Origin of the sequence: Pantoea sp. KPR_PJ (genome assembly GCF_041386365.1) — a bacterium.
Taxonomy (GTDB): domain Bacteria; phylum Pseudomonadota; class Gammaproteobacteria; order Enterobacterales; family Enterobacteriaceae; genus Pantoea.
In genome coordinates this window covers 187,725-214,310 of sequence record NZ_JABMIK010000006.1, presented here as the reverse complement: position 1 = coordinate 214,310, position 26,586 = coordinate 187,725, and the positions used below count along the sequence as shown (strand labels likewise).

General features: G+C 57.4%; 22 protein-coding genes. 11 read left to right on the top strand and 11 right to left on the bottom strand.

Annotation, left to right across the window (positions count from 1 at the left end; all coding sequences use genetic code 11):
• Window positions 1-75: 75 nt before the first annotated feature.
• Genes HP564_RS14490 through HP564_RS14480 form a run of 3 tightly spaced genes read right to left on the bottom strand, consistent with a single transcriptional unit; the run spans window position 76 to window position 2,899 of the window.
• Window positions 76-1,362, bottom strand: coding sequence for a TRAP transporter large permease (locus HP564_RS14490; protein ID WP_371244163.1), 1,287 nt, complete (start codon window positions 1,360-1,362; stop codon window positions 76-78).
• A 9-nt stretch (window positions 1,363-1,371) separates the two neighbouring features.
• Window positions 1,372-1,878, bottom strand: a complete 507-nt coding sequence (locus tag HP564_RS14485; protein WP_371244161.1) for a TRAP transporter small permease — start codon at window positions 1,876-1,878, stop codon at window positions 1,372-1,374.
• Between the two features lie 43 nt (window positions 1,879-1,921).
• Window positions 1,922-2,899 (bottom strand): TRAP transporter substrate-binding protein, encoded by a 978-nt coding sequence (locus HP564_RS14480; protein WP_371244159.1) that lies wholly within the window; start codon window positions 2,897-2,899, stop codon window positions 1,922-1,924.
• 351 nt (window positions 2,900-3,250) lie between these two features.
• On the opposite strand from HP564_RS14480, the gene exbB reads away from it, so the two are divergent.
• The 3 genes from exbB to HP564_RS14465 all read left to right on the top strand — a co-directional run bounded on the left by exbB (window position 3,251) and on the right by HP564_RS14465 (window position 5,991).
• Window positions 3,251-3,976, top strand: a complete 726-nt coding sequence (gene exbB, locus HP564_RS14475) for a tol-pal system-associated acyl-CoA thioesterase (RefSeq protein ID WP_371244157.1) — start codon at window positions 3,251-3,253, stop codon at window positions 3,974-3,976.
• Window positions 3,977-3,980: 4 nt separating this feature from the next.
• Window positions 3,981-4,403 (top strand): TonB system transport protein ExbD, encoded by a 423-nt coding sequence (gene exbD / locus HP564_RS14470; protein ID WP_371244155.1) that lies wholly within the window; start codon window positions 3,981-3,983, stop codon window positions 4,401-4,403.
• A gap of 268 nt (window positions 4,404-4,671) precedes the next feature.
• Window positions 4,672-5,991, top strand: coding sequence for an MFS transporter (locus HP564_RS14465; protein ID WP_371244153.1), 1,320 nt, complete (start codon window positions 4,672-4,674; stop codon window positions 5,989-5,991).
• Here HP564_RS14465 and HP564_RS14460 read toward each other — a convergent pair.
• From HP564_RS14460 to HP564_RS14440, 5 genes are read right to left on the bottom strand one after another with little or no spacing between them, the layout of a single operon-like run.
• Window positions 5,988-6,965 (bottom strand): spore coat protein U domain-containing protein, encoded by a 978-nt coding sequence (locus tag HP564_RS14460; protein ID WP_371244151.1) that lies wholly within the window; start codon window positions 6,963-6,965, stop codon window positions 5,988-5,990. The two genes, HP564_RS14465 and HP564_RS14460, sit on opposite strands and share 4 nt — an antisense overlap.
• Entirely contained in the window at window positions 6,962-9,412 is a 2,451-nt protein-coding gene (locus tag HP564_RS14455) for a fimbria/pilus outer membrane usher protein (protein WP_371244149.1), read from the bottom strand. The genes HP564_RS14460 and HP564_RS14455 overlap by 4 nt, the downstream gene beginning before the upstream one ends.
• 4 nt (window positions 9,413-9,416) lie before the next feature.
• Window positions 9,417-10,106, bottom strand: coding sequence for a molecular chaperone (locus tag HP564_RS14450; RefSeq protein ID WP_371244147.1), 690 nt, complete (start codon window positions 10,104-10,106; stop codon window positions 9,417-9,419).
• Between the two features lie 24 nt (window positions 10,107-10,130).
• Window positions 10,131-10,640: a spore coat U domain-containing protein gene (locus HP564_RS14445; protein ID WP_371244262.1), complete on the bottom strand. Its 510-nt coding sequence runs from the start codon at window positions 10,638-10,640 to the stop codon at window positions 10,131-10,133.
• A 28-nt stretch (window positions 10,641-10,668) separates the two neighbouring features.
• Window positions 10,669-11,238, bottom strand: a complete 570-nt coding sequence (locus tag HP564_RS14440) for a spore coat protein U domain-containing protein (protein ID WP_371244145.1) — start codon at window positions 11,236-11,238, stop codon at window positions 10,669-10,671.
• 677 nt (window positions 11,239-11,915) lie between these two features.
• Here HP564_RS14440 and HP564_RS14435 point away from each other — a divergent pair.
• The 3 genes from HP564_RS14435 to HP564_RS14425 all read left to right on the top strand — a co-directional run bounded on the left by HP564_RS14435 (window position 11,916) and on the right by HP564_RS14425 (window position 18,057).
• Window positions 11,916-14,039, top strand: coding sequence for a putative bifunctional diguanylate cyclase/phosphodiesterase (locus HP564_RS14435; RefSeq protein ID WP_371244143.1), 2,124 nt, complete (start codon window positions 11,916-11,918; stop codon window positions 14,037-14,039).
• A gap of 146 nt (window positions 14,040-14,185) precedes the next feature.
• Window positions 14,186-14,797 (top strand): cupin domain-containing protein, encoded by a 612-nt coding sequence (locus tag HP564_RS14430; RefSeq protein WP_371244141.1) that lies wholly within the window; start codon window positions 14,186-14,188, stop codon window positions 14,795-14,797.
• 398 nt (window positions 14,798-15,195) lie between these two features.
• On the top strand, window positions 15,196-18,057 hold the full coding sequence (locus tag HP564_RS14425; RefSeq protein WP_371244139.1) for an EAL domain-containing protein: 2,862 nt from the start codon (window positions 15,196-15,198) through the stop codon (window positions 18,055-18,057).
• Here HP564_RS14425 and HP564_RS14420 read toward each other — a convergent pair.
• The gene (locus HP564_RS14420) at window positions 18,054-19,118 is read right to left on the bottom strand and encodes a LacI family DNA-binding transcriptional regulator (protein WP_371244137.1); all 1,065 of its coding nucleotides are present in this window, start codon (window positions 19,116-19,118) and stop codon (window positions 18,054-18,056) included. The genes HP564_RS14425 and HP564_RS14420 overlap by 4 nt on opposite strands.
• Window positions 19,119-19,355: 237 nt before the next feature.
• On the opposite strand from HP564_RS14420, the gene HP564_RS14415 reads away from it, so the two are divergent.
• On the top strand, window positions 19,356-20,666 hold the full coding sequence (locus HP564_RS14415) for an MFS transporter (RefSeq protein WP_371244135.1): 1,311 nt from the start codon (window positions 19,356-19,358) through the stop codon (window positions 20,664-20,666).
• A gap of 10 nt (window positions 20,667-20,676) precedes the next feature.
• Complete coding sequence (locus HP564_RS14410; RefSeq protein ID WP_371244133.1) at window positions 20,677-23,037, top strand: TIM-barrel domain-containing protein; 2,361 nt, start codon at window positions 20,677-20,679, stop codon at window positions 23,035-23,037.
• A gap of 176 nt (window positions 23,038-23,213) precedes the next feature.
• Here the strand turns inward: HP564_RS14410 and ftnA are convergent, their stop codons facing one another.
• Window positions 23,214-23,723, bottom strand: a complete 510-nt coding sequence (gene ftnA, locus HP564_RS14405) for a non-heme ferritin (protein ID WP_371244131.1) — start codon at window positions 23,721-23,723, stop codon at window positions 23,214-23,216.
• 161 nt (window positions 23,724-23,884) lie between these two features.
• Entirely contained in the window at window positions 23,885-24,145 is a 261-nt protein-coding gene (locus tag HP564_RS14400) for a hypothetical protein (RefSeq protein WP_371244129.1), read from the bottom strand.
• Between the two features lie 26 nt (window positions 24,146-24,171).
• On the opposite strand from HP564_RS14400, the gene HP564_RS14395 reads away from it, so the two are divergent.
• Genes HP564_RS14395 through HP564_RS14385 form a run of 3 tightly spaced genes read left to right on the top strand, consistent with a single transcriptional unit; the run spans window position 24,172 to window position 26,420 of the window.
• Window positions 24,172-24,843, top strand: coding sequence for a nucleoside recognition domain-containing protein (locus tag HP564_RS14395; RefSeq protein WP_371244127.1), 672 nt, complete (start codon window positions 24,172-24,174; stop codon window positions 24,841-24,843).
• Window positions 24,833-25,306, top strand: a complete 474-nt coding sequence (locus HP564_RS14390; RefSeq protein ID WP_371244125.1) for a YjiG family protein — start codon at window positions 24,833-24,835, stop codon at window positions 25,304-25,306. The genes HP564_RS14395 and HP564_RS14390 overlap by 11 nt, the downstream gene beginning before the upstream one ends.
• A gap of 10 nt (window positions 25,307-25,316) precedes the next feature.
• Window positions 25,317-26,420 carry a M20 peptidase aminoacylase family protein gene (locus HP564_RS14385; protein WP_371244123.1) on the top strand — a complete coding sequence of 368 codons (1,104 nt, stop codon included), beginning with the start codon at window positions 25,317-25,319 and terminating at the stop codon, window positions 26,418-26,420.
• The last annotated feature ends 166 nt before the right edge of the window (window positions 26,421-26,586 follow it).

The following is a 26,586-nucleotide window of genomic DNA, read 5'->3' as shown; positions in this document are numbered from 1 at the left end:
TTCTTGCGCGATCGCCGTTAACCTCAGCCTGGCGGCAAAGGGAGCAGCGGCCAGGCTGCCCCCTTTATCCGTCTGCTACATCACGCCCATCATATGCGGCAGCCAGAGCGAAATGGCCGGAACATAGGTAATCAGCATCAGTACCAGAAACAGTAGCCCGTAAAACGGCAGCATCGCACCCACGACCTGTTCTATCTTCTGTTTACTGACCGCACTGGCGACAAACAGCACCGTGCCTACCGGCGGCGTAATGAGCCCAATCCCCAGGTTAGTCATCATAATCATGCCGAAGTGCACCGGATCGATACCGAGCGCGGTAGCGACCGGCAGCAGCACGGGCGTCAGGATCAGGATGATCGGCGCCATATCCATGAGTGTGCCAATCATCAGCAGCAGCAGGTTAATGCACATCAGAATGACGTACTTGTTATCTGACAGGCTGGTAAAGGCGTCAGTGATAAGGGTTGGCAGCTGCATAAAGGTCATCACCGCGCCAAAGCCCGAAGCGAAGGCGATCAACACCATCACAATAGTGACCGTTTTGATGGTGCGAAACAGCAGGATATGCAGCTGGCTCCACTTGAAGTCGCGGTAGATAAACATGGTGACAAAGAACGCCCAGATACAGGCAATGGCTGCGGATTCTGAGGCTGTAAAAATGCCGGAGAGGATACCGCCAAGAATAATGACAACGGTGAACAGGCCCCAGAAGGCATCAAAAAAGATTTTCACCGCCAGGCGAAACGGGATGCGCTCGCCTTTGGGGTAGCCGCGCTTGCGCGCAAAAGCGAGGCACATCACCATCAGACAGAGTCCCAGCAGCAGGCCAGGAAAGATCCCGGCAACGAACAGTGAGGAGATGGTCACCACGCCGCCAGTCGCCAGCGAGTAAATCACCGAGTTATGACTGGGCGGCGTCAACACGGCCTGCACCGAGCCGCTGGCCGTCACCGCCGCTGCGAAATCACGCGGATAGCCTTTCTCCTCCATCTGCGGGATCATCACCGAGCCGATCGAGGCGGTATCCGCCACCGACGAGCCGGAAATCGCGCCGAAAAAGGTTGAGGCGACGATATTCACCAGCGACAGCCCACCGCGGATAAAGCCAACAAAGATATAGGCAAAGTTAACCAGGCGGCGCGCAATCCCCCCCTCTGCCATAATCGCCCCCGCGAGGATAAAGAAGGGGATAGTGAGCAGGGAAAACTTATTGACCCCGTTCGTGATCTGAATAATGACCGCTTCCAGCGGCAGCTCAATCCACCACGCGCCGATAAAGGCGCTTAGCCCCACGGCAAAAGCGACGGGAAAGCCTACCAGCAGCAGCACAATCAGGCTGCCAATTAAGATCAGTGCATCCATGGTCGCTCCTTAGTGTGTCCCGCCTAAAATCACTACTGGCCGCTGGCTTTGATCGCCATTCAACAGCCGCTCAATAACAAACAGCAGGGTAAACAAGGCGCCAGCCGGAATGGGCAGATACATCTCGCCGTAGGTCACCATGGGCAGCGAAGCGAGCGGCTGAACCCACATCGCCACGCACAGGCTGTAGCTGGCCTGGAAAATTAACAGACAGGTGATGACCATCAGCAGATCGCACAGGCGCAGCATCAGGCGCTGTCTGGTCGGCGACAGGCGATCCGTGACCATTGACACGCAGATGTGGGTACCAGCACGGAAACCGACTGGCGCGCCAATAAAGGTGAAAATAATCATGCAGACAATCGCTATCGGCTCAGGCCAGGCGAGTGCGCCGTTCAGTACGTAGCGGGCGAAAATGCCGATGGGGATGACCGTCACCATGATCAGCAGCGCGACGGCGGCAATGCCCATGCACAGCAGATAGAGCCCATCCATCAGACGAGAGTATTGGGTCATATGCGTTACCTGAAAAACGCCGCGCAGGACGCGCGGCGGGGAGTTATTTAACGTCGGCGATCTGCGTCATCAGATCCTGATAGTTACTGCCAAACCGATCGCGCACCGGCTGGGTAGCCTTCACAAAATAGTCGCGGTCGGTCTGCTGAAAGGTGACGCCGCCCGCTTTCATCTTCTCCACTGACTGCTCGGTATAGGTGGCCCAGAGCTGGCGCTCCTCATCCTGCGCCTCTTTGCCCAGCTTTTTCAGCAGCGCCTGATCCTCAGGCGACAGGCGTGCCCAGGAGGCTCTGGAGAAGAGGATCATCTCCGGCTGAATAAAGTGACCGGTAAGGGTGTAGTACTTTGTCACCGGCAGATAGTTATGGGCGACGAAGGTAGGGGGATTGTTTTCTGTGCCGTCAACGACGCCGGTCTGCATAGCGCTGAACACCTCACTGACGCCCATCGCCACCGGGTTGGCACCCATCGCTTTCAGCGTCGCCAGTGAAATGGCACTGTTCTGCACGCGGATCTTCATGCCTTGCAAATCTTCGGGTTTGCCAAGCGGATTTTTGGTAATCATGTTGCGCTCGCCTGCATCGGTCCAGCCAAGGAACACCATGCGCGCGTTGGCATCGGCATCAAATTTATCGACAATCTGTTTGCCCACTTCACCGTCCAGCACCTTATGCATATGATCCACGTCGCGGAAGATATAGGGCAGTGTCAACACGCTGGTTTCAGGAGCGATGGTGGTGACGGGTGCCAGCGACACGCGAATCATATCGATCGCCCCCAGCTGCACCTGTTGCAACGTTTGATCCTCATCGCCCAGCACGCCACCCGCGTAGACTTTCATCTCCAGCCGCCCGTTGGTCGCCTGTTTCAGCTTATCGCCCATATGCTGTAATGCCACGACGGTCGGATAGCCGGCGGGCTGCACTTCCGCCACTTTCAGCACTTTGGCTGATGCAGACGTTGCGCTCAGGCCAAGCGCAGCAGCGACAGAAACAGCAAGGATCCATCTGTTCATTCTCATTGTTTTTCTCCAGGCAGGTAGAGGAGGGCACAGGTCATCAGCGGCAAAGAAAGCGGCTCGCGTGTTGCCAGAATAGGCAAAACCGGCTGGCTGAAAATGCAGCAATGCTGATTGAATGAACAATGTCACATTTTGAAACGATGTTTTAATAAATTTATACGGTGGTTCACATTTCTGAAATAAGCCAGCAAACTGTCGCCAATCCACCGTTAAAAGCCCTGACCCGGCACGTTTCGGTTTGTAAATAGTAATGAGAACCACTATCAATTCGCCCGTTTTTTGCTATTATTCGCGCTTATCCATTATTCCTGCATATGAAGTTGGAGACGCAGCGTGGTAGCCAGTGACTTGATGCAAACGGACCTCTCCGTTTGGGGCATGTATCAACATGCTGATATCGTGGTAAAAGTGGTAATGATCGGCCTGTTGCTGGCGTCGGTCGTGACCTGGGCGATCTTTTTTGGCAAGTTTGCTGAGCTCAGCGCAGCAAAACGTCGGCTGAAGCGCGAGCAGCAGGCGCTGGGCGAAGCCCGCACGCTGGGCGATGCCTCCCGTGCCGCCACCCAGTTTGACCAGCACAGCCACAGCGCCGTACTGCTTCATGATGCGCAAAATGAGCTTGAGCTTTCAGCCGGCGTGGAAGATACCGCCGGTATTAAAGATCGCACCAGCTTCCGCCTTGAGCGCCGCGTGGCCGCCTTTAGCCGCCATGCGGGTCGCGGTAATGGCTTCCTGGCGACTATCGGCTCTGTTGCTCCTTTTATTGGTCTGTTCGGTACGGTGTGGGGCATCATGAACAGCTTTATCGGCATTGCACAAACGCAGACTACCAACCTTGCAGTGGTTGCGCCTGGCATTGCTGAAGCGCTGCTGGCCACCGCTATCGGTCTGATCGCGGCAATCCCGGCGGTGGTGATCTACAACGTCTTTGCGCGCATGATCGCGGGCTATAAAGCCTCGCTTGGCGACGTGGCGGCGCAAATTTTGCTGCTGCAAAGCCGTGATATTGATCTCGGCAACGTGAACGCCAAAAGCGTCGATACCCGCCCGGCCGCTCAGAAATTACGCTTAGGTTAACCTCATGGCAATGCGATTGAACGACGACCTGGAAAGCGATGGCGAAATGCACGAGATCAACGTCACGCCGTTTATCGACGTTATGCTGGTTCTGCTGATCATCTTTATGGTGGCTGCGCCGCTGGCGACCGTGGATGTTCGCGTTAATCTGCCTGCCTCGACCAGTCAACCGCAACCGCGTCCGGAGAAGCCCGTCTATTTGTCGATCAAGGCTGACAAGCAGCTCTATATCGGCAATGAGCAGGTCACGCCGGAGACGCTGGTCAGCGTGCTGAACAGCCAGACCGAAGGCAATAAAGAGACCACCATCTTTTTCCAGGCGGATAAATCCGTAGATTATGAAACCCTGATGAGCGCCATGGACAAGCTACGTGGCGCAGGTTATCTGAAGATTGGCCTGATGGGGATGGAAACCGCCGCGAAATAAGATTTTGCGTGTGGAAAAGGGCAGCCGGATGGCTGCCCTTTTTTATTTACAGGCTGTTGTAAAAGACAACAGAGGCGGAGCACGCGGCAGAGGGGAGTAAAGCGATATCGGGCTGGCTTCACGCTTCTAACGGTGAATAATGCTGCATGATTGCAAGGTTAATTATTTGTTACTCTTGGTTTCATGATTGTAAAGTGCAATGGTGAGCTGAGTCACATTAATCGCGGTTCAGGCAGGCTAAAACGGAGTAAAAACGCAGGAAGCCACTATGAGCCACTCTTCATCTTTACAAAAACCCCAGGGCAGCGCCCGAACCATATTCAGCGTTACCAGCGGTAACTTTCTGGAAATGTATGACTTTATGGTGTTTGGTTATTACGCCACCGCCATTGCCAAAACCTTCTTTCCGGGCGATAACCCATTTGCCTCACTAATGTTAACCCTGATGACATTTGGTGCAGGATTCCTGATGCGCCCGCTGGGGGCCATCGTGCTGGGAGCCTATATCGACCATCACGGCCGTCGCAAAGGGCTGCTGCTGACGCTTGGCCTGATGGCAATTGGCACGCTGACCATCGCGCTGGTGCCGGGATATGCCACGCTGGGGGCTGCCGCGCCGATTTTGATTTTGCTGGGCCGCCTGTTACAGGGCTTCTCAGCGGGCGTTGAGCTGGGCGGCGTCTCGGTTTATCTGGCAGAGGTGGCGCCAGAAGGGCGCAAGGGCTTCTTTGTCAGCTGGCAGTCAGGTAGCCAGCAGATTGCAGTCATCTTTGCCGCGCTGCTTGGTCTGCTGCTTAACCACGTGATGGCGAAAGAGGCGGTCAGCGAATGGGGCTGGCGTATCCCTTTCTTTATCGGCTGCATGATTGTGCCGTTCCTGTTCTGGATCCGCCGCATGCTGCAGGAGACCGAAGCCTTCAGCCAGCGTAAACAGCATCCCACTATGCAGCAGATTATGCGCTCGCTGGCGAGTAACTGGGCGCTGGTGCTGGCTGGCATGCTGATGGTGGTTACCACCACGGTGATGTTTTACATGATTACCGCGTTCACGCCCACCTTCGGTAAAACCGTGCTGATGATGAGTGACAAACAGAGCTTTCTGGTGACGCTGTTTGTTGGCCTTTCTAATCTGATCTGGCTGCCGATCATGGGATCGCTGTCAGACCGGGTTGGTCGTCGCCCGCTGCTGATTATCTTCACGCTGCTGATGATCCTGACCACCTGGCCGGTACTGCACTGGCTGGTGGGATCGGCAACCTTTGCCCATCTGGTGGAGGCTGAGCTCTGGCTCTCCTTCCTTTACGCCAGCTACAATGGCGCAATGGTTGTCTATCTGGCGGAGATTATGCCTGCCGAAGTGCGTGCCTCTGGCTTCTCGCTCGCCTATAGTCTGGCGACCGCGCTGTTCGGAGGCTTTACCCCTGCTGTCTCCAGCTACCTGATCCACGCCACCGGCGATAAAGCGATGCCCGGTGTCTGGCTCACCTTTGCTGCCATTTGCGGTCTGACAGGTACGCTGCTGATTGGTCGCATGGTCAGGCAGTATCGCGCGCGCCACGGTGCCGCCGCAGCCAGCGCATCCGTTTAAAACGAGACGTCCACCACCACGCTGTCCGTATAATTTCCTGCGGGCGGCGTATTCTGAGTTGTCAGAATGCGTGCGGTATAGCTGAAGCCGCGCGTCAGTCCATCTGAGCTGACGCTGGTTGAATTTGCGCTGCTGTAGCGATCGGTGCCGGTTGGCCCCCAGCGGTTGCTGCTGGTGCCCTTGTAAATGTCATAGCTTAACCGGTTGGTGCCGCTCGCCATCTGGCGCTGCGTGCCGCTGGCATAGCTGCCATTGCTTAATCCCACCGTATAGGCGCTGCCTTTGCTGCACACCACATTGATAGTCTGAGAGACGGCGGAGAAACTGCCTACCAGCGGCGCGCTGCCAAAGCTGATATTCGGCGCGGTAATGGTGGTGCAGTCGTTCGTCACCACCAGAGTAACGCTGATGGGGATCACCCCGCTGCCGGTTTGCTGGGAGAGGCACAGGCTGGCGACGCTGACGCTGGTGCAGACGTTATAGGTCACCGCCAGGTTCAGCGTTGTGGTATAGGTGCCAGCGGCAACGATCTGACCCGGTACGGTGCGCAAATAGACCGGGATAGCAAAGTTCAGGCTGCCCAGCAGGCCCGCAAGGTTAACCAGCACTGCCTGGCTGTAAACATAGGCGGCGGCACCGATAGTCAGCTCCGTGGCGCAGGCGCTGTCGACGCAAAGCTGCACCGGAATATTATCGGTGCCGGTGTCGCCGCTGCGCTTGAGCGTGCCGCGCGTGCCGCTGACGCTGGTGGCGCCGGTCAACTGGAATGTAATCTGGTTATTGCCGAGCAGCGAGAGCGACGAGCCCGATCCGCAGTTGACGTTGGCGGTTGTCGAGGTTGTGCCCACCGTACTGTTGACCGAAAACGTGGTGACTGATCCAAAGCTGGCGGTAGAGGCGGGTAAACCGCAGGCGGCGCGCGACAGCGCCGGGAAGAGCAGGAGCAGCATCAGCAGCAGCACGGTTTTTTTCATGGAGTCATGCCTGAAGTAAAGTTATCGGGACGGGGCACCGGCTCGCCCGCCGGTCTCGGCGGCAGCGGGCAGGTGATGGGGCCATAAGTTTTCAGCGCCTGCGGCTGACCACTGGGGAGCCTCAGCTCGGTGGTACAGCGACGCCCGTCGGGCGTCTCGACGCGGACAGGGTTACTGGCGCGCAGGTTTTCCATCCAGGTGATGCCATCCCAGCCGACATACTCCGTCGCCTGACCGTCACGCAGCACCTGGCTGGAGACCGGCAGCGGCTGGCCGTCGGCATCGTGCAGGATCACGCTGGCCGAGCGCAGCTTTTCTATCGGGAAGTGCAGCAGATACCCGCTCTGGCGTTTCACCGCGAAGCGCTGCTCGACCTTTGGCGTGGTCATATCCGCAGGGAGGTCGAGCGTGTCGATATCATATTTCGCCGGGTAGTAGCTGCTGATAGAGGGCACCAGCAGGTAGCCGTGGCGGTCGGTGCGGCCCATCGACTGGTTCTCATAGCGGACGTTAACGTCGGGATAGTTGGTTTTCACCACCACAAAGGCGTCGTTGATGGCATTGGCGGCAAACACTTCGCTGTCCATCAGCACCAGTGCGCCAGTAAGATCGGCCCACTGCGTGTTGTAGTCATCGTCGCCGTAAAAACCCGCCGAGGTGTCAATTTTATTATTGCGCCAGCGCAGACTGGCCTGGCGATAATCGCCACTCTCGCCGCCCTGATTGGCCCAGGAGGCATCCCAGGCGAAGCCGCCGTCGCTCGGCATGGCACGCGACAGGTAGAGTCGCTGATTGTTCTCGCCCTGCTGGTTGCGCTCCACGCTGACCGAAGCGCTGCTGTGCTCACCAAAGGGAATAATCAGCGAGATCGCGCCGCTCCATCTCCCCTGTTGCCGATCGCGGCTGGCAGAGAGATAGAGGCTGGCATTGCCCCACAGGGTTTTGCTCCACGAGAGGTTAAGCAGTCGCGTGTGCAGGCCGTCGCCGCCGCTGATGTCGATGTACGCCGCGCCAAGGCTGCCGTACTGATTCAGCGACACGCTGGCGTTGTACTGGGCGCTGCGCCGCGCCAGGCTGTAGGTGGTCGTGCTGTAGCTGTTATTGCCGCTGCGGCTACTGAGCAGGGCCAGATTTCCGAATCCCTGGCTGCGCAATGTATGCTGGGTGCCAATGCTCAACCAGCTGTTGTTGTACTGATAACCCCAGCTGTACTGGGTACCCGATTCATCCCTCATCTGGCTCTGCGCCAGCGCGCCGTTGACCACCCCCAGGCTGCCCACGCGAAACATCGCGCCTGCGCCGCCCATCGCCAGTCCGTTGCTGCCCTCCGCGTGGGTCTCCAGCGTCAGCCAGTCAGTCGCGCCGTAGCGCAGTGAACCGCTGGCCGCGCCATCGCCGTAATCAAAATTTTTAATACCGTAGTGATTGCGAAAGGCACCTGCCGAAAAAGCGTAGTCGCTCAGGCCCGCTTTCAGCAGCGTGCTGGAAACATAAAAGGGGAGTGTGGTGGTGACCTGGCGGCCGACCGCATCGGTGGTCGTGATCACCGCATCCCCCGCACCGTTTACAAAAGGAACGTTGGTCAGCGACCAGGGGCCAGGCTGCACGTTTGCCTGGCTGGATCGGTAGCCGTTGATAAAGAGATCGACGGTTGAGGGCACCGCGGCCTGACCGGAAAACGCCGGTAACGGATAGGTTACCAGATCGGGGCGCACGCTGAAGTCGCGGCCAATCTGAATCCCGCCAAGACGCACGCTGTTGCTCCAGCTCAGCGCATCGGTGGTAAGGTCGCCGACGCGCCAGCCGATAACACTCTCTTCATCTTCATTGCTCCACCAGGTGTCGTAGCGGATATAGCCCTCATCCTGAACGGGCGCGCGGCCCTCTGTCTGCTGTTGCCAGACGCCGTTACTGGAGAACTGTCCAGCCGTACCGAACAGGCGGAGCTCGTTCCAGGCTGAGAGACGCGTACCGGTTCCGGTGGTGCGTGAGGCGTAAAGATCGTAATTAATCAGCGCGCCGCTGCTGGTGCGGCCAGGATAGCGGGGGCCGTTTTGCGCGTCGCCAATCACCTGGTCCGGCAGCCATGCTGGCGGCACCGTCAGGAGCAGCCGCTGACCCGCACTGTCATAGTCCGCTTTCACTGCCTGCCACTGGCTAAGGTCAACCCGCTGCGGGTCTGGCAGCTTTTCTGACGGAATACCGGCGCGCTGCAAATCACCTGCACGCACCAGAACGTGGCCGTCGCGTCGCTCAACCGGCACAATGGCGCCCGTTTCGCGCTGGTTAATCACCAGCTCCAGCATATAGCGCGGCTGTTCACCGCTGCTCTCCAGCAACGGCGGCGGCGGCAGCGACGAAAATGTCTCTGCCAGCGATGCCGTAGAGGGCAGGCAGGCACAGATGCTGGCAGCCGCCAGCGCGCAGGGATGAAGAGATCGCTGCATTGATTTAACGGCCAGGCGCGCTGCGCCACTCGCCGACGTTGGTATCGGCTCTCATCTGACCGCTGATCGCACTTTTTAACGGCCAGCGATTCTCGCTGTGAGCCAGCACATAGCCGAACAGCCCGTCGCCCAGCTTGCGGCCGCCAATGGTGACATTGCTGAGCCGGGCATGACCGCTTCCGCGGTTAGTCAGCTGCAAAAAGGCTTTTCCGCCCTCGCTGACCGGCTGCCAGCTCAGATCCGGCTTCGCGCTGTCACGCGTCAGACCGTTGCCATAAACAAACAGCGGCACCGAGTAGCGCATCTGAAAGTTGAGGCCCGCCTGGTTCTCACCCGGCGTGCGCGGCGTGGGGATCTCATCAAGCACCACGCGATAGGCCAGCTCCTGACCGGCACCGGGTGCGGTCTGTTTAATCAGGCGGATCAGTTGTTTTTGTCCCGGCTCAATGCGGACCAGCGGCGGACTGGCAACCACGCTTTGCTGGGTCGCGTACTGCTCTTTGCCGCCGATCTGCTGCCAGCTAAAAATACGCACCTGCATCAGCGTGGTGGTGCTGCCGCGATTCTCCAGCCACAGCTCGCTGGCCTTATCCTCAGGATTGATGCTGGGATCGATGGGCCAGATCATCAGGGAATTCGCCGCCCGGGCGCTCGTCGCCAGAAAAAAAACAGAAAACAACAGGGCGCGCATCATGACATTTCTCCTTTAATCATGCGGCTACCAGCTCAGCGTAACGGTAAGCGTATCGGTGTAAAGGCCAGCGCGCGTCGGCCCTGGCAACTGCAACAGACCATAAATCGGCAACGTAATGTTGTTGGCGTTGCTGTAGTTCAGTGCGACAGCGCTATTCACCGGAATCGCCGTGGTATGGCTGGCATTGGTGTAGAGGGAATAGGGCACGGTATTGGTGTTACTGGTGTGTTTCAGGTTGCGCGTGGTGGTGTAGTTGCCGCCGCCGTTGATGCTCATGCTCAGCGTCGTGCCAGGCGTGCAGGCGAGCGTGATCGTCGTGCTCTGCACGAAGCTGGCACTGACGCTGTTACTGGCAACGCCCGACTGCGAGCCGAAATCAAGCGTGCCAAACACCCCGGTATTGGTACCAGAGATAACGCAGCCCGCCACAATGGAAGCAGACACCTGAAACGTGCTGGTGGGCAGGCTCCAGGCGTTGAGACTTCCTGTCAGCAGGGGCAGCGTATAAACCAGCGTGCGCACGAGGCGCGGCACGGCCACCCGAATGCTCCTGACCGTGCGATCAGTAGTTCACGGCGACGTTAATGGTATCGGTATAGGTACCTGCCGGGATCAGCGGGTTGAAGCCTCCGCCCACGACGCGACCATAGATGGCGTAGTTGGTCCCCAGGGTGGGATCGGTGGTGCCGCTGGCGGCGATATTGGTGTTATTGGCGATGGCGGTTGTGAAGGCCGCGTCGCTGTAAAGGGTGTAGGCGATCCCCTGGGTATTGTTGGACCCCAGAATCAGGTAGCGCGGCTGGCCCGATACCGTTCCGTAAATCGTGGCGGGCGCCGCGTTGCTGCTGGTCACCTGAACGTTATAGGTCTGGCCTGTTGTGCAGCGCACATAGATACCATTGCCAGATGCCCCCACCAGCGTCGCGTTCAGCGTGTCAAAGGTAGCTGCGCTGCTGCCGAAGTTCAGGGTACCGAAGTTAACCCCGGTTGTCGCCGACTGGCCGTTAACCAGGCAGCCGGTAGTCAGCGTCAGGGTCGCATTAATGGTTCCCGTCGTGGTCGCTGCAAACGTCACAGCAGGCAGCACCGTGGAAAGTCCCGCAGTAGCAAACAGAAAAAGCTTGAGTTTCATAATCAATCCTTACCGATTATCCAGAGTCAGTGCTTTTTCACCCGGTGACCAATTTTCAAATTCAACCAAACAGACCCGCCACGACGCTGGCTGAGCCAGAAACCCTATGGTTTTTCAAAATCTTCTTCGCATAAAGCGAAGTGATTATTATAAATTTTATTTACTATAGATCAGCGTGCGGACCTCGGTGAAGCGCTGTGTTAATTTTTCATTAACCGATTCGTCCTGTCAGTGAATAATAGATATTTATCAATAACTTGATTAGAATTAAAAAAAGCAAAGCGGTCTGAGAGATGGCTACTGTCGTCGCGTAGTGAACAAGAATGCTTCCTGCATTTATCAGATATGATTACGCTTTCAGCGGTCAGTTCAGATAACGCCCTGACTCCGTTACGCTATCCCCCACAGCGCTACAGGGGCCTGAAGACACGACCCAGCACAGCCGGGCCCGGTTTTTGTTAAATTCTCTGTTTATTCCCACAGGGCATCCGCTAACTGCATCGCCGGCCTTGCTGCGGTATGACGATAGATTTTAACGCTCAAAAGCATCGGAAGCTTTCATGCTGATGGGCTAATTCCCCCCGGTATATTGCCGATAACCACAACAAATAGTTTCTCACTGTGATTTTTTCACAATAACATTACAGCTGCGTTTTGGGCTTCACCGGAATTTCACTATGTTAGTGACCACCTACAATTCTTTTACCGTTATCGTTTCTATCCTCGTTGCCATGCTGGCTTCCTTTACTGCGCTGGACATGGCGGGGCGCGTCGCCACCTCGACCGGGAAAGTCGCGCTGGTATGGCTGCTGGGCGGCGGTTTTGCTATGGGCGTCGGCATCTGGGCCATGCACTTTATTGGCATGCTGTCGATGACCATGGAGATGGTAATGAGCTACGACGCCTCACTGACGGCGCTCTCCATGGTCATTGCGGTAATCGCGTCCATTTTTGCGCTCTGGCTGGTCTGTCAGGGCGATTTGCCGCTAATAAAACTGCTGGGGGGGGCGCTGGTGCTGGGCAGCGGCGTGGTCGCGATGCACTATACCGGCATGGCGGCCCTGATGTTTTCGCCGGGTATTCACTGGAGCTGGGGCTGGATCGTCCTGTCGGTGGTGATTGCGCTGGTCGCCTCGGGAGCGGCACTGTGGCTGGCGTTCAATCTGCGCAACGGCACCACCGGGCGCACCACACTTTTACGCCTCGGCGCATCGATCGTCATGGGGTTTGCCATCGCCGGTATGCACTATACGGGCATGGCCGCAGCGAATTTTCCGGCACACAGCCATAGCGTGCAGATGGGCGTCAACAGTAACTGGCTGGCCATACTGGTCACGGTGGTGACGCTGGCGATCCTGGGCATTACGCTGCTGGTGTCGATGCTGGACGCGCGTATGCAGGCGCGTACCGCTATCCTGGCGCGCTCGCTGGCGGAGGCGAACCGCGAACTGGCGCAGCTGGCGCTGCACGATAACCTGACGCGGCTGCCAAACCGTATCCTGCTGGAAGATCGTCTGGAGCAGGCGATCAACAAGGCCAATCGCGAGAATACCCAGTTTGCGCTGATGTTTATGGATCTCGACGGCTTCAAGGCGGTTAACGACGCTTTTGGCCATCACGTCGGCGACAATCTGCTGATTGCCGTTACCGAGCGGATGAGCGAGCAGATGAAAGGCTATTGCACACTGGCGCGCATGGGTGGCGACGAGTTTGTGCTGCTGACTGAAATCGGTGACCCTAACGATGCCGCAACGGTAGCGGATACGCTGGTAAAAGCTATCGAACGCCCGTTTCACATCTCGCGCTATGAGCTGATGGTGTCGCTGAGCATTGGCATCGCGGTCTACCCGGGCGACGGCAAAGATGAGCGCGAGCTGATGTTCAATGCCGATGCCGCCATGTATCACACTAAAAACAATGGTCGCAACGGACACAATTTTTTCCAGCCCTCCATGAACACGCTGGCGCAGTCCCAGCTACAGCTGAATAACGATCTGTGGCATGCGCTGGAGCACGATGAGCTGCGGCTGTTTTACCAGCCAAAATATTGCGCCCCGCGCGGGCCAATTATTGGTTTCGAAGCGCTGCTGCGCTGGCAGCATCCGACGCGTGGCCTGCTGGCACCGGACTGCTTTCTGCCGCTGGCGGAAAAGACCGGCATGATTGTGAATATTGGCTGCTGGGTGATTAACGAAGCCTGCCGCCAGCTGCATCAGTGGCATCAGCAGGGACACAGCAACTGGTCGGTTGCGGTTAACCTGTCAGCGCTGCAGTTTGAGCAGAGTAATCTGGTAGAAACCGTCACCGAGGCGCTGGCAACGCACGCCATTCCGCCGGAATTACTGACGCTGGAGGTGACCGAAACCACCGCGATGCGCGATCCAGATGAGAGCGTGCGTATTCTCACCGAGCTGACGCGTCTGGGCGTCAAGGCGTCAATCGATGACTTTGGTACGGGCTACTCCAGCCTGCTCTACCTCAAGCGTCTGCCCGCCAGCGAACTGAAAATTGACCGTGCATTCGTCAACGAACTGCAACATCAGACTGAAGACGCCACCATCGTCTCTGCTATTGTCGCGCTGGCGCAGTCGCTTGACCTGAAGGTAGTGGCGGAAGGGGTGGAAACGGCGGAGCAGCAGGCTTTTCTGACCGGGCTGGGCTGCAATACGCTTCAGGGCTATCTGCTGGGCAAACCGGTGCCGCCGGAGAAAGTCGAAGAACTGCCCAACTTTGCGCCAGCGGCAGAGGGCAGCGATCGACCGATACTGCCGCACAGGGTTTGTGAGGCCGTGCCCGGCTAGCTGGCGCAGAGTGTGGCAGAATTGTTGCATTAGTATTTGCGTTTAGTTAGCAAAATCATGCTTTTATTGTACATTTGCTGGCGGGCGCACATTGCAGCGGCATCAGGTTTTGCCACACTTAGCTGAACGCTAACCGGAGAACCTGTATGACTGCCTCTACTTCCAGTCTGTTGTTGCTGATGTCCTTCGCCGCAGGCACCTTCGCTGCCGGATCGTCGAACAATCCACAGCACCTGATGCTCGCCAGCCCGTCGGGCGGCGTCCCTAATAATCCTCTGCCGCTTATTATCTGGCCGCGGATTGCGCTATATGAGAATGAGGACGAGGAGCAGGAGCCTGATATCGCTGGCTGGTTCGAGCAGACTTTTGCCCGTAACGGCTGGCCACCGGCGTGGCGCTACGCCATTTTTCCCTATACCCATTACCACCCCAACACTCATGAACTGCTCGGTGTGGCAGAAGGCTGGGCGGAGGTACTGTTTGGCGGCGACACCGGCCGCGTGGTAACCCTGCGTGCGGGCGATGCGGTACTTATTCCGGCAGGCGTTGGTCATAAGCAGATCTACGCCAGCGAAGATTTTAGTGTGGTGGGCGCTTATCCGTCGGGTTTTGAGCCAATAACTCACCGGGATGAGCCAGACAAACTGCACGCAGCGCTGGAGCAGGTAAAACAGGTGCCGCTGCCGACACGCGATCCTTTCACCGGCAAAGCGGGCGCGCTGACAGAAATCTGGACGCCCATCGCCGACCATTTTTAACCCCGCTCTCGTCATCAAACTGAAAACATCTGCCCTTATTTTTGGCGTCACTGACGTCGAAAATAAGGCGCGCTATGAACGCTATATCGCCATACATCAGGCGCAGGTAAAGAACCCTGAGATCGCACTGGCAAAGCGCCTGTTTCTTTCTCTGCGCCAGCCAGCAGGGCTGGCGTACCGGCTGTTTCACCCCTGTCGTGGCCCTGACGTTTCTCCCTCTCCGCTTTTACAACTGAACATTTTCTCGCCGCTGCCGATAACTGACCTACTAACTTTCGTCATCCGCTTATTATCGCTTGTCAAAACAGGGCTTTTCCGCTGTAGTCGGAATGGTGTTAGGAATTTTCTTAAGTTTTGGTTGGGTGTCCTTCAGGCAGCGAAGTAACAGGCTAAGAACAATGGATAAAAACGCTGATGTCATGTATCGATTGCTGGTGCAGAGCGTGATTGACTACGCTATTTACATGCTCAAACCAGACGGCACCGTTGCTAACTGGAACGCGGGTGCACAACGCGCGAAAGGTTATACGGCGGAAGAGATCGTCGGGCAGCATTTCTCGCGGTTTTATAGTGAAAATGACCGGCTAAGCGGGCTGCCGCAGCGTGGGCTGGATACCGCTGCGCGCACCGGCAGCTTTGAAACGGAAGGCTGGCGCTACCGCAAGGATGGCAGCGCTTTCTGGGCGCATGTCGTGATCGACGCTATCCGTAGCGAGCAGGGCGAACTGCTCGGTTTTGCCAAGATTATCCGCGACTGTACCAAACAGCAGGAGCAGCAGCGCAAACAGCATGAGCAGGAGACGCGTTTCCGCCTGCTGGTTGAGGGCGTTACCGATTACGCTATCTATATGCTGGATCACGAAGGGCTGGTGGTGAACTGGAACGCGGGCGCACAGCGTGCCAAAGGCTACGTTGCGGAAGAGATCGTAGGTCAGCACTTCTCCCGCTTCTACAGCGCCCAGGATCGCATGGCACGCATCCCGGAAAAAAATTTGCAGACCGCATTCAGTACTGGCCGCTTTGAAGATGAGGGCTGGCGCTACCGCAAGGATGGCAGCGCCTTCTGGGCGCACGTCATTATCGATGCGGTTCGTGATGAAGGCGGCAAGCTGATCGGCTACGCCAAAATCACCCGCGACTGCACCGAACAGCAGCTGCTACTGCGCGCGCAGCGTGAACAGGAGCAGCGTTTTCGCCTGCTGGTAGAGGGCGTTACCGATTACGCCATCTATATGCTGGATATCCAGGGGTGTGTGGTGAACTGGAATGCCGGGGCGCAGCGCGCGAAGGGCTATACTGCTGATGAGATTATTGGCCAGCACTTTTCCATCTTTTACGGCGCACAGGAGCGGTTGCAGCGCCTGCCGGAAACCAACCTGTCCATTGCGCTGACCCGTGGCCGCTTTGAAGATGAAGGCTGGCGCTACCGTAAAGACGGCAGTGCCTTCTGGGCGCATGTGGTGATCGACGCCATCCATGACGACGAAGGGCAGCTGATTGGGTTTGCCAAGATTACCCGCGATGTAACCGAGCGCCGTGAGCAGCAGCAGCAGCTACTGCGTGCCAAAGATCTGGCGGAATTGCAGAGCACGAAGATGCTGGCGCTGTCGAAATTTCTCGACAATATCATTGCTAACATACCGTCCTGCGTGGTCGTTGAGGATGCGATCACGCGCGAAATTCTGCTGGTTAACGATCGTTCAGAAGAACTGTTTGGCGTAGCAAAAGCGCTGCTGATCAATAAAAGACCGCACGAATGCATGTCAGCGGAACTGAGTGACTACTTTAATAGCCTGGCGGATATTGCGCTGCGCAGTGAAGGAATGCATGAGCGCGAACAGCTGCTGCTGACCGCCAGCGGCGAACGCGTCCTGCATACCCGCGCGACTGCCATTAAAGGGGAAGATGCGCGGCAGAACTACATTATGCTGATTGTGGAGGATGTCACCGATCAGCGCGCCGCCGATGCCCGCATCCACCACATGGCGCATCACGATAATCTTACCAGCCTGCCGAACCGTATTCTGTTTCGCCAGCGCCTGAGTGAGGCTCTGCGTAACGATATGCAGAATGGACAGCACACCGCCACGCTCTGCCTTGATCTCGACAACTTTAAAAACGTCAACGATGCTCTCGGCCACCAGATTGGTGACGAGCTGCTGCGCACGGTCGCCAAACGCCTGCGCGGTACGCTGCGCGATCGTGATACGCTGGCGCGGATTGGCGGCGATGAGTTTGCTATCGTGCTGCCTTTGGTCAGCAGCACAGAAGAAGCGGCGATCGTCGCGCAGCGCCTGATCGAGTCGATACGTGCGCCGATCAACGTAGAGGGCCATAACCTGAGCGTCGGGCTGAGTGTCGGGATAGTCCTGAGTACGACCCTTACCAATACGCCTGAGCAGATGCTGCGCTGCGCCGATATGGCGCTCTACGAAGCCAAGCGCAACGGGCGTAATCGCTACGAGCATTTTACGCTGGCGATGGATAATGTGGCGCGCAGCCGCCGGATGATTGAGAACGACCTGCGCGAGGCGCTCGGCAGCCGCCAGCTCAGGCTCTACTATCAGCCTATTACTGACGGTGAGGCGGTGCAGTCCATCATCGGCTATGAGGCATTGATGCGCTGGCATCACCCGGTCAAGGGACTGATTATGCCCAGCGATTTTATTCCTATCGCAGAAGAGTGTGGGCTAATCCACATGCTGGGCGCCTATGCGCTCTACGAAGCCTGTCGCGAAGCCAGCACCTGGGAGGGCAAGCAGTCGGTGTCGGTAAACCTGTCACCGCTCCAGTTCAAGAACAGCTCGCTGGTCACGGTAGTGGAGGCTGCCCTGCGTGACTCGGGCCTGGAGCCGAGTCGACTTGAGGTGGAAATCACCGAGTCGGTACTGCTCGATGACTCGCTCGGCAATATCCGCACGCTGGAGAGCCTGAAAAAACTGGGCGTGCAGATTGCACTGGATGACTTTGGCACCGGCTACTCGTCACTCAGCTACCTGCGCTCTTTCCCGTTCGACAAGATCAAAATCGACAAATCCTTTATCAACGATATGGGTGACAGCCGCGAGGCGCTGGCGATTATCCGCGCCATTACCGGCATGAGCCGCAGCCTCGATATCCAGATCACCGCGGAAGGTGTTGAAAGTAGCGAACAGTTTGCCCGGCTGCGCGAAGAGGGCTGTACGCTGTTTCAGGGGTACTTCTTCGGTCGTCCTCAGCCGTCTGAGCTGCGGCTGAAGGCGCTGGATAAACCTGCTTAGTCATACAGGCCATGCTGCTGCACCGGCGCGTGACCGGGATTGTCACGAATGCGGCGTACCGACTCCCGTACCACCAGTTTGCCGTGCAGCAGCAGCGTGCCGGGCAGGGCGTGTGGATTAAGGCGCATAGTCTGCACGATGCGCACTGCTTCAGCGCCCAGCTCGTCGCGCGGCACCTGCACCGAAGTCAGCGGAATATCGTGAATGGCGGCAAGGTTAAAGCCATCCATGCTCATGACTGAAACATCCTGTGGCACGCGCAGGCCCGCCTGCTCCAGAGCTTCCACCGCACCGGCGGCGATATAGTCGCCGCTGGCCAGAATCGCCGTGGGCCGCTGGGCATGCGGACAGTGCGTCAGGTACTCGCTCAGTCTTTCCGCTGCCTCCAGACGACTAAAGCTGGTCAGCGTCAGCAGGTGCTGGCGGCTGTCAAACCGCAGGTTCATTGCATGCCAGGCGTCACGTACCCCCTGTAACCGCTGTTCCATGGTGTAGCGGCGCAGACAGTGCAGCGTCAAAATTTGGCGATGCCCCTGTTCGAACAGATAGCGTGCGGCGCTCTCGCCAATCAGCTGATGGTGCGGTGATACTGAGGGCAGCCGCATACGGCGGTCGAGCGCATTAATCAATACGCAGGGCTTGTTCATTTCTGCGGCGAGCTGATGGATATGGCCGTCGTCAATCCCCACCAGCAGCGCGGCGTCAGTCTGCTGCATCTTTTCCAGAAACAGCGCCGTGTCGCTCTCATTCTCTTCCAGCGCGCAGTAGCGTAAACGCACTTCATGCGGCTCAATCGCCTGCGCAATTCCCTGAATTACCTTGTAGTAGAAAATGTCGCTGCGCACATCAAAAGCACGCGGTGGCGCGAACACCATCAGCGTATTCAGCAACAGGCGGCCGCTGTGCAGGTTGTCCAGCACCCCCTGTTGCCGGGCAACGGCCAGCACTTTGTCGCGCGTGCTGGCACGAGTATTTGCTTTACCCGCCAGCACGCGCGAAACAGTGCTGATGGAGACCCCGCTCAATGCAGCAATTTCACTGATTTTCAGCCTTTGTTTCATTTTGTGATCGTCCTCAAATCTGCCGATGAAAAATTTTTCATCAGGTGCTGAATCGCGTCAGATAAGGCAATTAAACAGGTTCAAACGTGCTGCAAAGTTTGCCATGAAAAATTTTGCAAAAAAGCGGCTATACCGACGTTTCCCGCTTTTTTAAGGTGCCAGACAGGTTTACGCAGTACGCCAGACGGCGGTGTAAAGGACTAAGCGGCCTTTAAAAGCCTGTACAGGAGCTGATAAATGAGCGTTGAATCAACAAGCAAGCCCATCGCCGCGACGCGTGCGATGCGCACAATAAAAAATCTGCGCTGGTGGATGCTGGGACTGTTTTTGCTCGGCGTTACGGTGAACTACGTCACGCGCAACTCGCTCGGTATTCTGGCACCGGAACTGAAAACCAGCCTGAACATGAGCACCGAGCACTACTCCTGGGTTGTGGCGGCCTTCCAGCTTGCCTACACCCTGTTTCAGCCGCTGTGCGGCTGGCTGATTGATGTAATTGGCCTGAAGATGGGCTTTTTGATCTGCGCGCTGGTCTGGTCGGTAACCTGTCTGCTGCACGCCGGTGCCGGAAGCTGGCTGCATCTGGCGCTGCTGCGCTTTGTGATGGGGGCATCGGAAGCGGCGGCAACGCCTGCCAACGCCAAGGCCATTGGCGACTGGTTTCCCAAAAAAGAGCGGCCGATAGCGGCGGGCTGGGCGGGTGTTGGCTTCTCAGTCGGCGCAATGCTGGCTCCGCCCATTATCTATGTGGCGCATATCTCATTTGGCTGGCAGGGCGCCTTTCTGCTGACCGGTGGGCTGGGGCTGCTGTGGGTCGGTTTATGGTGGTGGGGTTATCAGTCGCCGGAAAAACATGGCCGCCTGTCGACAGAGGAGCGTGCCTGGATCACCCAGGATAATGAGGCGGTGGGTGAAAAGCTGCCGTTTTTCCAGGCGCTGAAAACCATCGGCAAAGAGAAAAAATTCTACGGCATTGCCATTCCCGCTTTTCTTGCGGAACCCGCCTGGGCGGTGCTGAGCTTTTGGGTGCCGCTCTATCTTGCTAACGAGCGCGGGATGGATCTCAAGCAGATTGTGATGTTTGCCTGGCTTCCCTTTCTGGCCGCTGACCTTGGCAGCGTTGCCAGCGGCTATCTGACCCGACTCTACGTGAAGTGCTTTGGCCTGACGCGCGTCAACTCAATTGTGGCCAGCTCGATCACCGGCGCGGTACTGATGATCTCGCTGGCGCTGATGACGCTGGTTAAAGATCCGTTGCTGGCGATCGCACTGATCTCGATCGGCGGCTTTGGCCATCAGGTGATCTCCTGCATGCTCAGCGCACTGGTGGTGGAACGCTTCGATCGCCGTCAGATGGCTACCGTGAACGGTATGCGCGGCTCCTGCGCCTGGATCGCCAGCTTCATCTTCTCGCTGATCATTGGCGTCACCGCCGACACCATTGGATTCAATCCGCTGTTCGTCGCCATGGGCTTTTTTGACCTGGTCGGCGCCTTTTTCCTGGTGATGTTTATCGCCGAACGCCGTCAGCGACGCGCTGAACAATAAGGACCTCATTATGAAAACCCTGAAGAACTGGACGCTGAATCAGCACGCGGAAAACTTTGTTGAGCTGAAGGTGGATAATCGTCATCTGCTACGCCTTTACGTGCTGGAGTCAGGCCTGATGCGCGTGCTGCTGAAGCGTGACGGCGAACTGGCGCTGAACCGCACCTGGAGCATTGCACCGGGCGACGATGTCCCCTGGGAAGGGCGCGATCGCGAAGCCCTCGACGGGTTTACCCTGCCTGCATTCCGGCTGGAGCATGAGGCCAACCAGCTGCGGATCAGCACCGACCGGTTGCGCGTGACGGTACATCATCCGCTCTGCCTGAGCTGGGAACATGTTCATCAGGGACAGTGGCAGCCGCTGGCGGCCGACCGCCACACGGGAGCCTATCTGCTGAACGCGCACGGCGACGGCGTGGAGCACTACCAGCGTCGTCAGCCGCAGGATCGGGTTTACGGACTGGGCGAGAAAACGGGCGATCTTAACCGCAGTGGCCGCCGTTTCGAGATGCGTAACCTTGATGCAATGGGCTATAACGCTGCCAGTACCGATCCGCTTTACAAACATATTCCTTTTACCCTGACGCAGCGCGACGGCGTCAGCTTCGGCCTGTTTTACGACAACCTGAGCAGCAGCTGGCTTGATCTCGGTAACGAGCTGGACAACTACCATCTGCCTTACCGTCGTTACCGCGCCGAAGCGGGCGATCTCGACTACTACCTGATGTTGGGGCCGAGGCTGCTGGATGTGACCCAGGCCTTTGTGCGTCTGACCGGACGCACCATTTTCCAGCCGAAGTGGAGCCTGGGCTACAGCGGTTCGACGATGCACTATACCGACGCACCCGATGCACAGCAGCAGCTGCAAGGCTTTATTCGTCTCTGTCGCGAGCACGAAATTCCCTGCGATTCATTTCAGCTTTCATCAGGCTATACCTCGATCAACAACAAACGCTACGTCTTTAACTGGAACTACGACAAAGTGCCCAATCCCAACGCGATGAGCGAGGCGTTTCACGCGGCGGGTATGAAACTGGCAGCGAATATCAAACCCTGCCTGTTGCAGGATCATCCACGCTATCAGGAGGTGGCGTCGCAGGGGCTATTTATCCGTGACTCAGAGCAGGATCGCCCGGAGCGCTCAGTGTTCTGGGATGATGAGGGATCGCATCTCGACTTTACCCATCCTCAGACGGTGCGCTGGTGGCAGGAGAATGTGACCGCGCAGCTGCTGGAAAAAGGCATTGACGCTACCTGGAACGATAACAACGAATATGAAGTCTGGGACGGCGAAGCGCGCTGCCACGGTTTCGGCCAGAGCATTGCGATCAAGCATATTCGTCCGGTGATGCCGCTGCTGATGATGCGCGCCTCGCTGGAAGCGCAGCAGCGTTTCGCTCCGGAGAAACGGCCCTACCTGATTTCGCGCTCTGGCTGCGCCGGCATGCAGCGCTATGTTCAGACCTGGAGCGGGGATAACCGCACCAGCTGGCAGACCCTGCGCTACAACATTCGCATGGGGCTGGGCATGAGCCTGTCGGGGCTGTTTAACGTGGGGCACGACGTTGGCGGCTTTTCCGGCGACAAGCCCGACGCCGAGCTGTTTGTGCGCTGGGTGCAGAACGGTGTGATGCACCCGCGCTTTACCATCCACTCATGGAACGACGATCACACGGTGAATGAGCCGTGGATGTATCCCGAGGTCACGCCGCTGATCCGTGAGGCGATTCGGCTGCGCTACCGTCTGATGCCTTACCTTTATACACTTTTGTGGCAGGCGAGCGCGCAGGATGAGCCGATGCTGCGTCCTACCTTCCTCGATCACGAAGAGGACAGCGAAACGTATCGGGAATGTGATGACTTTTTGCTGGGGCGCGATCTGCTGGTCGCCAGTGTGGTAGAGGAGGGGAGCCGCACGCGTGAGGTTTACCTGCCGCGCAATGCTCACGGCTGGTATGACTGGTACAGCGGTCAGTGGCTGGCGGGCGGACAGCGCGTCACGCTGGATGCGCCGCTTGATCGACTGCCGCTGCTGGCGCGGGCCGGCAGTGCCGTTCCGCTGGGGCGCTGTGAAACCACGACGGATGCCCGTCTCGATAACGTGCGCGAGCTACAGCTGTGGCCTGCACCGGGCGATGCGCTGACAGAAGGTGAGTTTTTTGATGACGATGGCGAAAGTCATGGCTGGCGACAGGGCAATGCGCTGTGGATGAGCTGGACGCTGCGCAGCACGGCTCAGCGGCTGGAGTTGACGCTGGAGAAGCGCGGAGATTATCAACCGGCGTGGCGCGAGATTGAGGTGTTGCTGCCCGCCGGCGAGCAGCGCGAGCTGTGGATTAACGGGGAAAAGAGCATGCAGTTTAGCCTGTAGCGGGTGGCAGGAAGAGATAAAAGCAGACGGGCACCTCGCATCAATAAGGGGTGCCCGTTAGTGGAAAGCAGAGTGCGTGATTCAACCGCGCCGCAGCGTCCTGGTGCCTGTTGCAGACTGGCCGACTCTGCGGGCCCGCTTGTTTATGTCGCGGAGTGCTGTCCGAGGTAACTGCGTTAGTTAGCGCCGTGGTTTTCGCTGTTCATGCGTGCCAGGTCTTTATCAATCAGGAACAGACCTTCACTTTTGTTACCCACCAGCGCCAGCTTATCCAGTACGGTTTTAAACAGCTTTTCTTCTTCATGCTGTTCAGCAACATACCATTGCAGGAAGTTAAAGGTGGAGTAGTCAAGCGAGGTAATAGCAGCATGCGCCAGCTCGTTAATTTTACGCGTGATCAGCTGCTCATGCTGCAGCGCCTGCTCCAGCAGTTCGGGCAGTGAATTATAGGCTACCGGCGGCGCGGCAATGGTGCCCAGCACCGGCATCGCTCCCGTATCGCTCAGGTAATCGAACAGACGCTGCATATGCTCCATCTCTTCGCGCGAGTGCTCTTTCAGAAACGCTGCTGCGCCTTCCAGCCCTTTATCGCTACACCAGGCGCTCATCTGCAAATAAAGATTAGCGGAGAAAAATTCGAGATTAAGCTGGTCGTTCAGGCGCGCGGTCATTTCAGCGGTCAGCATGGCGGTTCCTTTGGGAATTAATTAACAAAACGCTAAGAAGCGGTGAATTATGCATCATAAAACCCCGCAAAAGGAAGAGGGGGTAAAGAAAAATTAATCCCTTATATCATTGATTTAAATAGAATTATTCAGCTATTTGAATGCGAGCAATTCTCATTGCTTTATGCATTTTCCTCCTTTGCGCCTGCACCAGCGCAGTGCCGCAGGCGTGCACCAGCGCAGTGCAGCAGGCTCGCTTTTTCAACAGGGCGGCAGCAAGGAGATATTTCGCGCCCGGGGCAATCGCTCTCTGGAATATAAACCGGTGAAAATTTATCCAGATATTTTCTCTGAATGGCAAAGCAAAAAAACTTTATTTTCAAAAGAGACGTCAGGCGGCGGCTGGCATAAATCCTGCAACCATAACGTTCTCTGTATCGCAACTCATCACTCTTTATCAGGAAGAATTATGTCTGACCAAAAAATAGTGCTGACAGGCGAGCATGTCTCAGCCAGCAAAGGAAGTTACCTCGCCCTTATTGTGGCTATTTTGTTTTTTTCCGGGATGCTCTATCAGGTTGATGGATTTCACTGGCTCGGCGCATTTGATTTCACCACGCTGGGCGGCAGTTTTGGCACGATGAAAGATCCTGCCAGTAACACCTTTCTGGGCGCGGGCGGGTTAAGCGCGAAAGCTGGCTTCCTGTTTGCCCTGTCCCTGACGCCCACCGTGATGCTGGCGCTGGGCGTACTGGAGATCTTCACCCATTACGGGGCGATGCGGGCTGCGCATAAACTGCTGACCCCCCTGCTGCAGCCACTAATGGGGCTGCCAGGACGCTGCGGGCTGGCGCTCATTACCGATCTGCAAAGCACCGATGCGGGCGCGGCGCTGACTAAAGAGATGTATGACCGCAATCAGGTGACAAAGAAAGATATTGTGGTTATGAGCGCCTGGCAATATTCCGGCGCGGGATTGATCAATAACTATTTTGCTATTGGCTCAGCGCTTTTCGCCTCCATGACGCTGCCAGTTATCATTCCCCTCGCCTTAATGTTTGTTCTTAAATTTGTCGGTGCGGCGCTGACACGCTGTGTGTTAAACACTCTTTATAAAAAGGACTTTAGCCATGGAAAATAACGGAGCGGTAAAAAGTAGCCAGAACCCTTTTGATATTTTTGTCACCGGCGCGCGCAAAGGTTTTCATATTGCCATTCACAACCTGATGCCCAACGTGGTGATGGCTTATGTGCTGGCAGAAGTGCTGAATTTACTCGGCATTATGCCTGTCCTCGGCCATCTTTTTGCGCCGGTCATGGGGCTGTTTGGCTTGCCGGGTGAGGCCATTACCGTGCTGCTGACCGCCTGGCTTTCATCCTCTGCGGGCACCGGCGTCGCCGTGAGCCTGCTGACCAAAGGTTTGCTGACCGGCGCGGATATTACCATTCTGGCGCCCGCCATTTTCCTGATGGGATCGCAGTTGCAGTACATGGGCCGTCTGCTGGGTGTCGCCGACGTACCGAAAAAATACTGGCCGCTGCTGATGCTGGTAAGCATCATCAATGCGGCGATCGCCATGTTCGTTATGCGTCTTTTTGTTTAGGAGAGAAGCTGTGTCCAGGGTCCTAGATCACTATCACTACCTGCATGAGATCCCCGAGCTGGGTTTTCAGGAGTTTAAAACGTCTGCCTATATCGCCGATCGGCTGGAACAGGCCGGGCTAACGGTAACGCGCAACATTAACCAGACCACCGGTATTGTGGCAGAGATTGACAGCGGTGTGCCGGGTCCGGTACTGGCGCTGCGTGCCGATATGGACGCGCTTGGCCATATCATTGATGGCGTGCCCTGCGCGCGCCATACCTGCGGCCATGACGGACACGCATCCGTGGTGCTGACCGCTGCGCAGGAGTTGCTGGCAGAAGGCGCAGTGAAAAAAGGGCGTCTGAAGATTCTTTTTCAGCCTGCTGAAGAGCTGGGGGCAGGCGCACTGGCGATGACCGAAGGCGGCGCGCTGGATGACGTTGACATGATCCTCGGCTTTCATCTGCGGCCGCAGGAGGAGTGTGTGGTGGGCCAGGCGACGCCAGCGGTCTTCTATTCCGCCTGCTCTACGCTGGAGGCAACCATTAAGGGCGCACCCGCCCACGCCGCGCGCCCGCATCTCGGCATCAACGCACTCGACGCTGCGGTGCAGGCGGTTAATGCCGTAAACGCTATCCATCTTTCGCCTGGTCTGAACTGGAGCGTGAAGGCGACGCGTTTTCTCTGCGACGCGGGCGTAACTAACTCCGTGCCCGATGAGGCGCGCGTGGTCTGGGATCTGCGCTCACAGGAGAATGCGCCGATGGCGCTGCTGAAAGAGAAGGTGACGCAGGCCATTCAGCACAGTGTCGCTGCGCTGGGTGCTACGGCAGACGTGGTGGTGCTTAAAGAGATGCCAGCGGCGGAGATCCATGACGAGGCGACAGCGGTGATCCGCGCAGCGATTATCGACGTGCTGGGCGCAGAAGGGCTGCTGGAGCCGAAAACCACTCCGGGTAGCGAAGACTTTTTCTATTATCCGGTGAAACGCCCTGGCGTTAAGGCAGGCTTTTGGGGGCTGGGCACGAATCTGGTGCCGGGGCTGCATCATCCCGATATGCACTTCGAGCTGGCGGCGCTGGAGACGGGCGTGAATATCTTTAAATCCTGCGTGAAAAGGGTGCTGGGCTAACCCGTCCGCCTGTGGGGGCGTCCGCGCTGACCGGGACGGCCCCACGGCTCCCCCCTGGGCGCCAGCGCTTCTCGCCAACGGCGACCAACAATTTTCCCCGTCCGCTGTTCGCCGCCGCGCGCAAAATATTGTATGCTATGCCGCCTTAACAGAGACCCGGTAACCG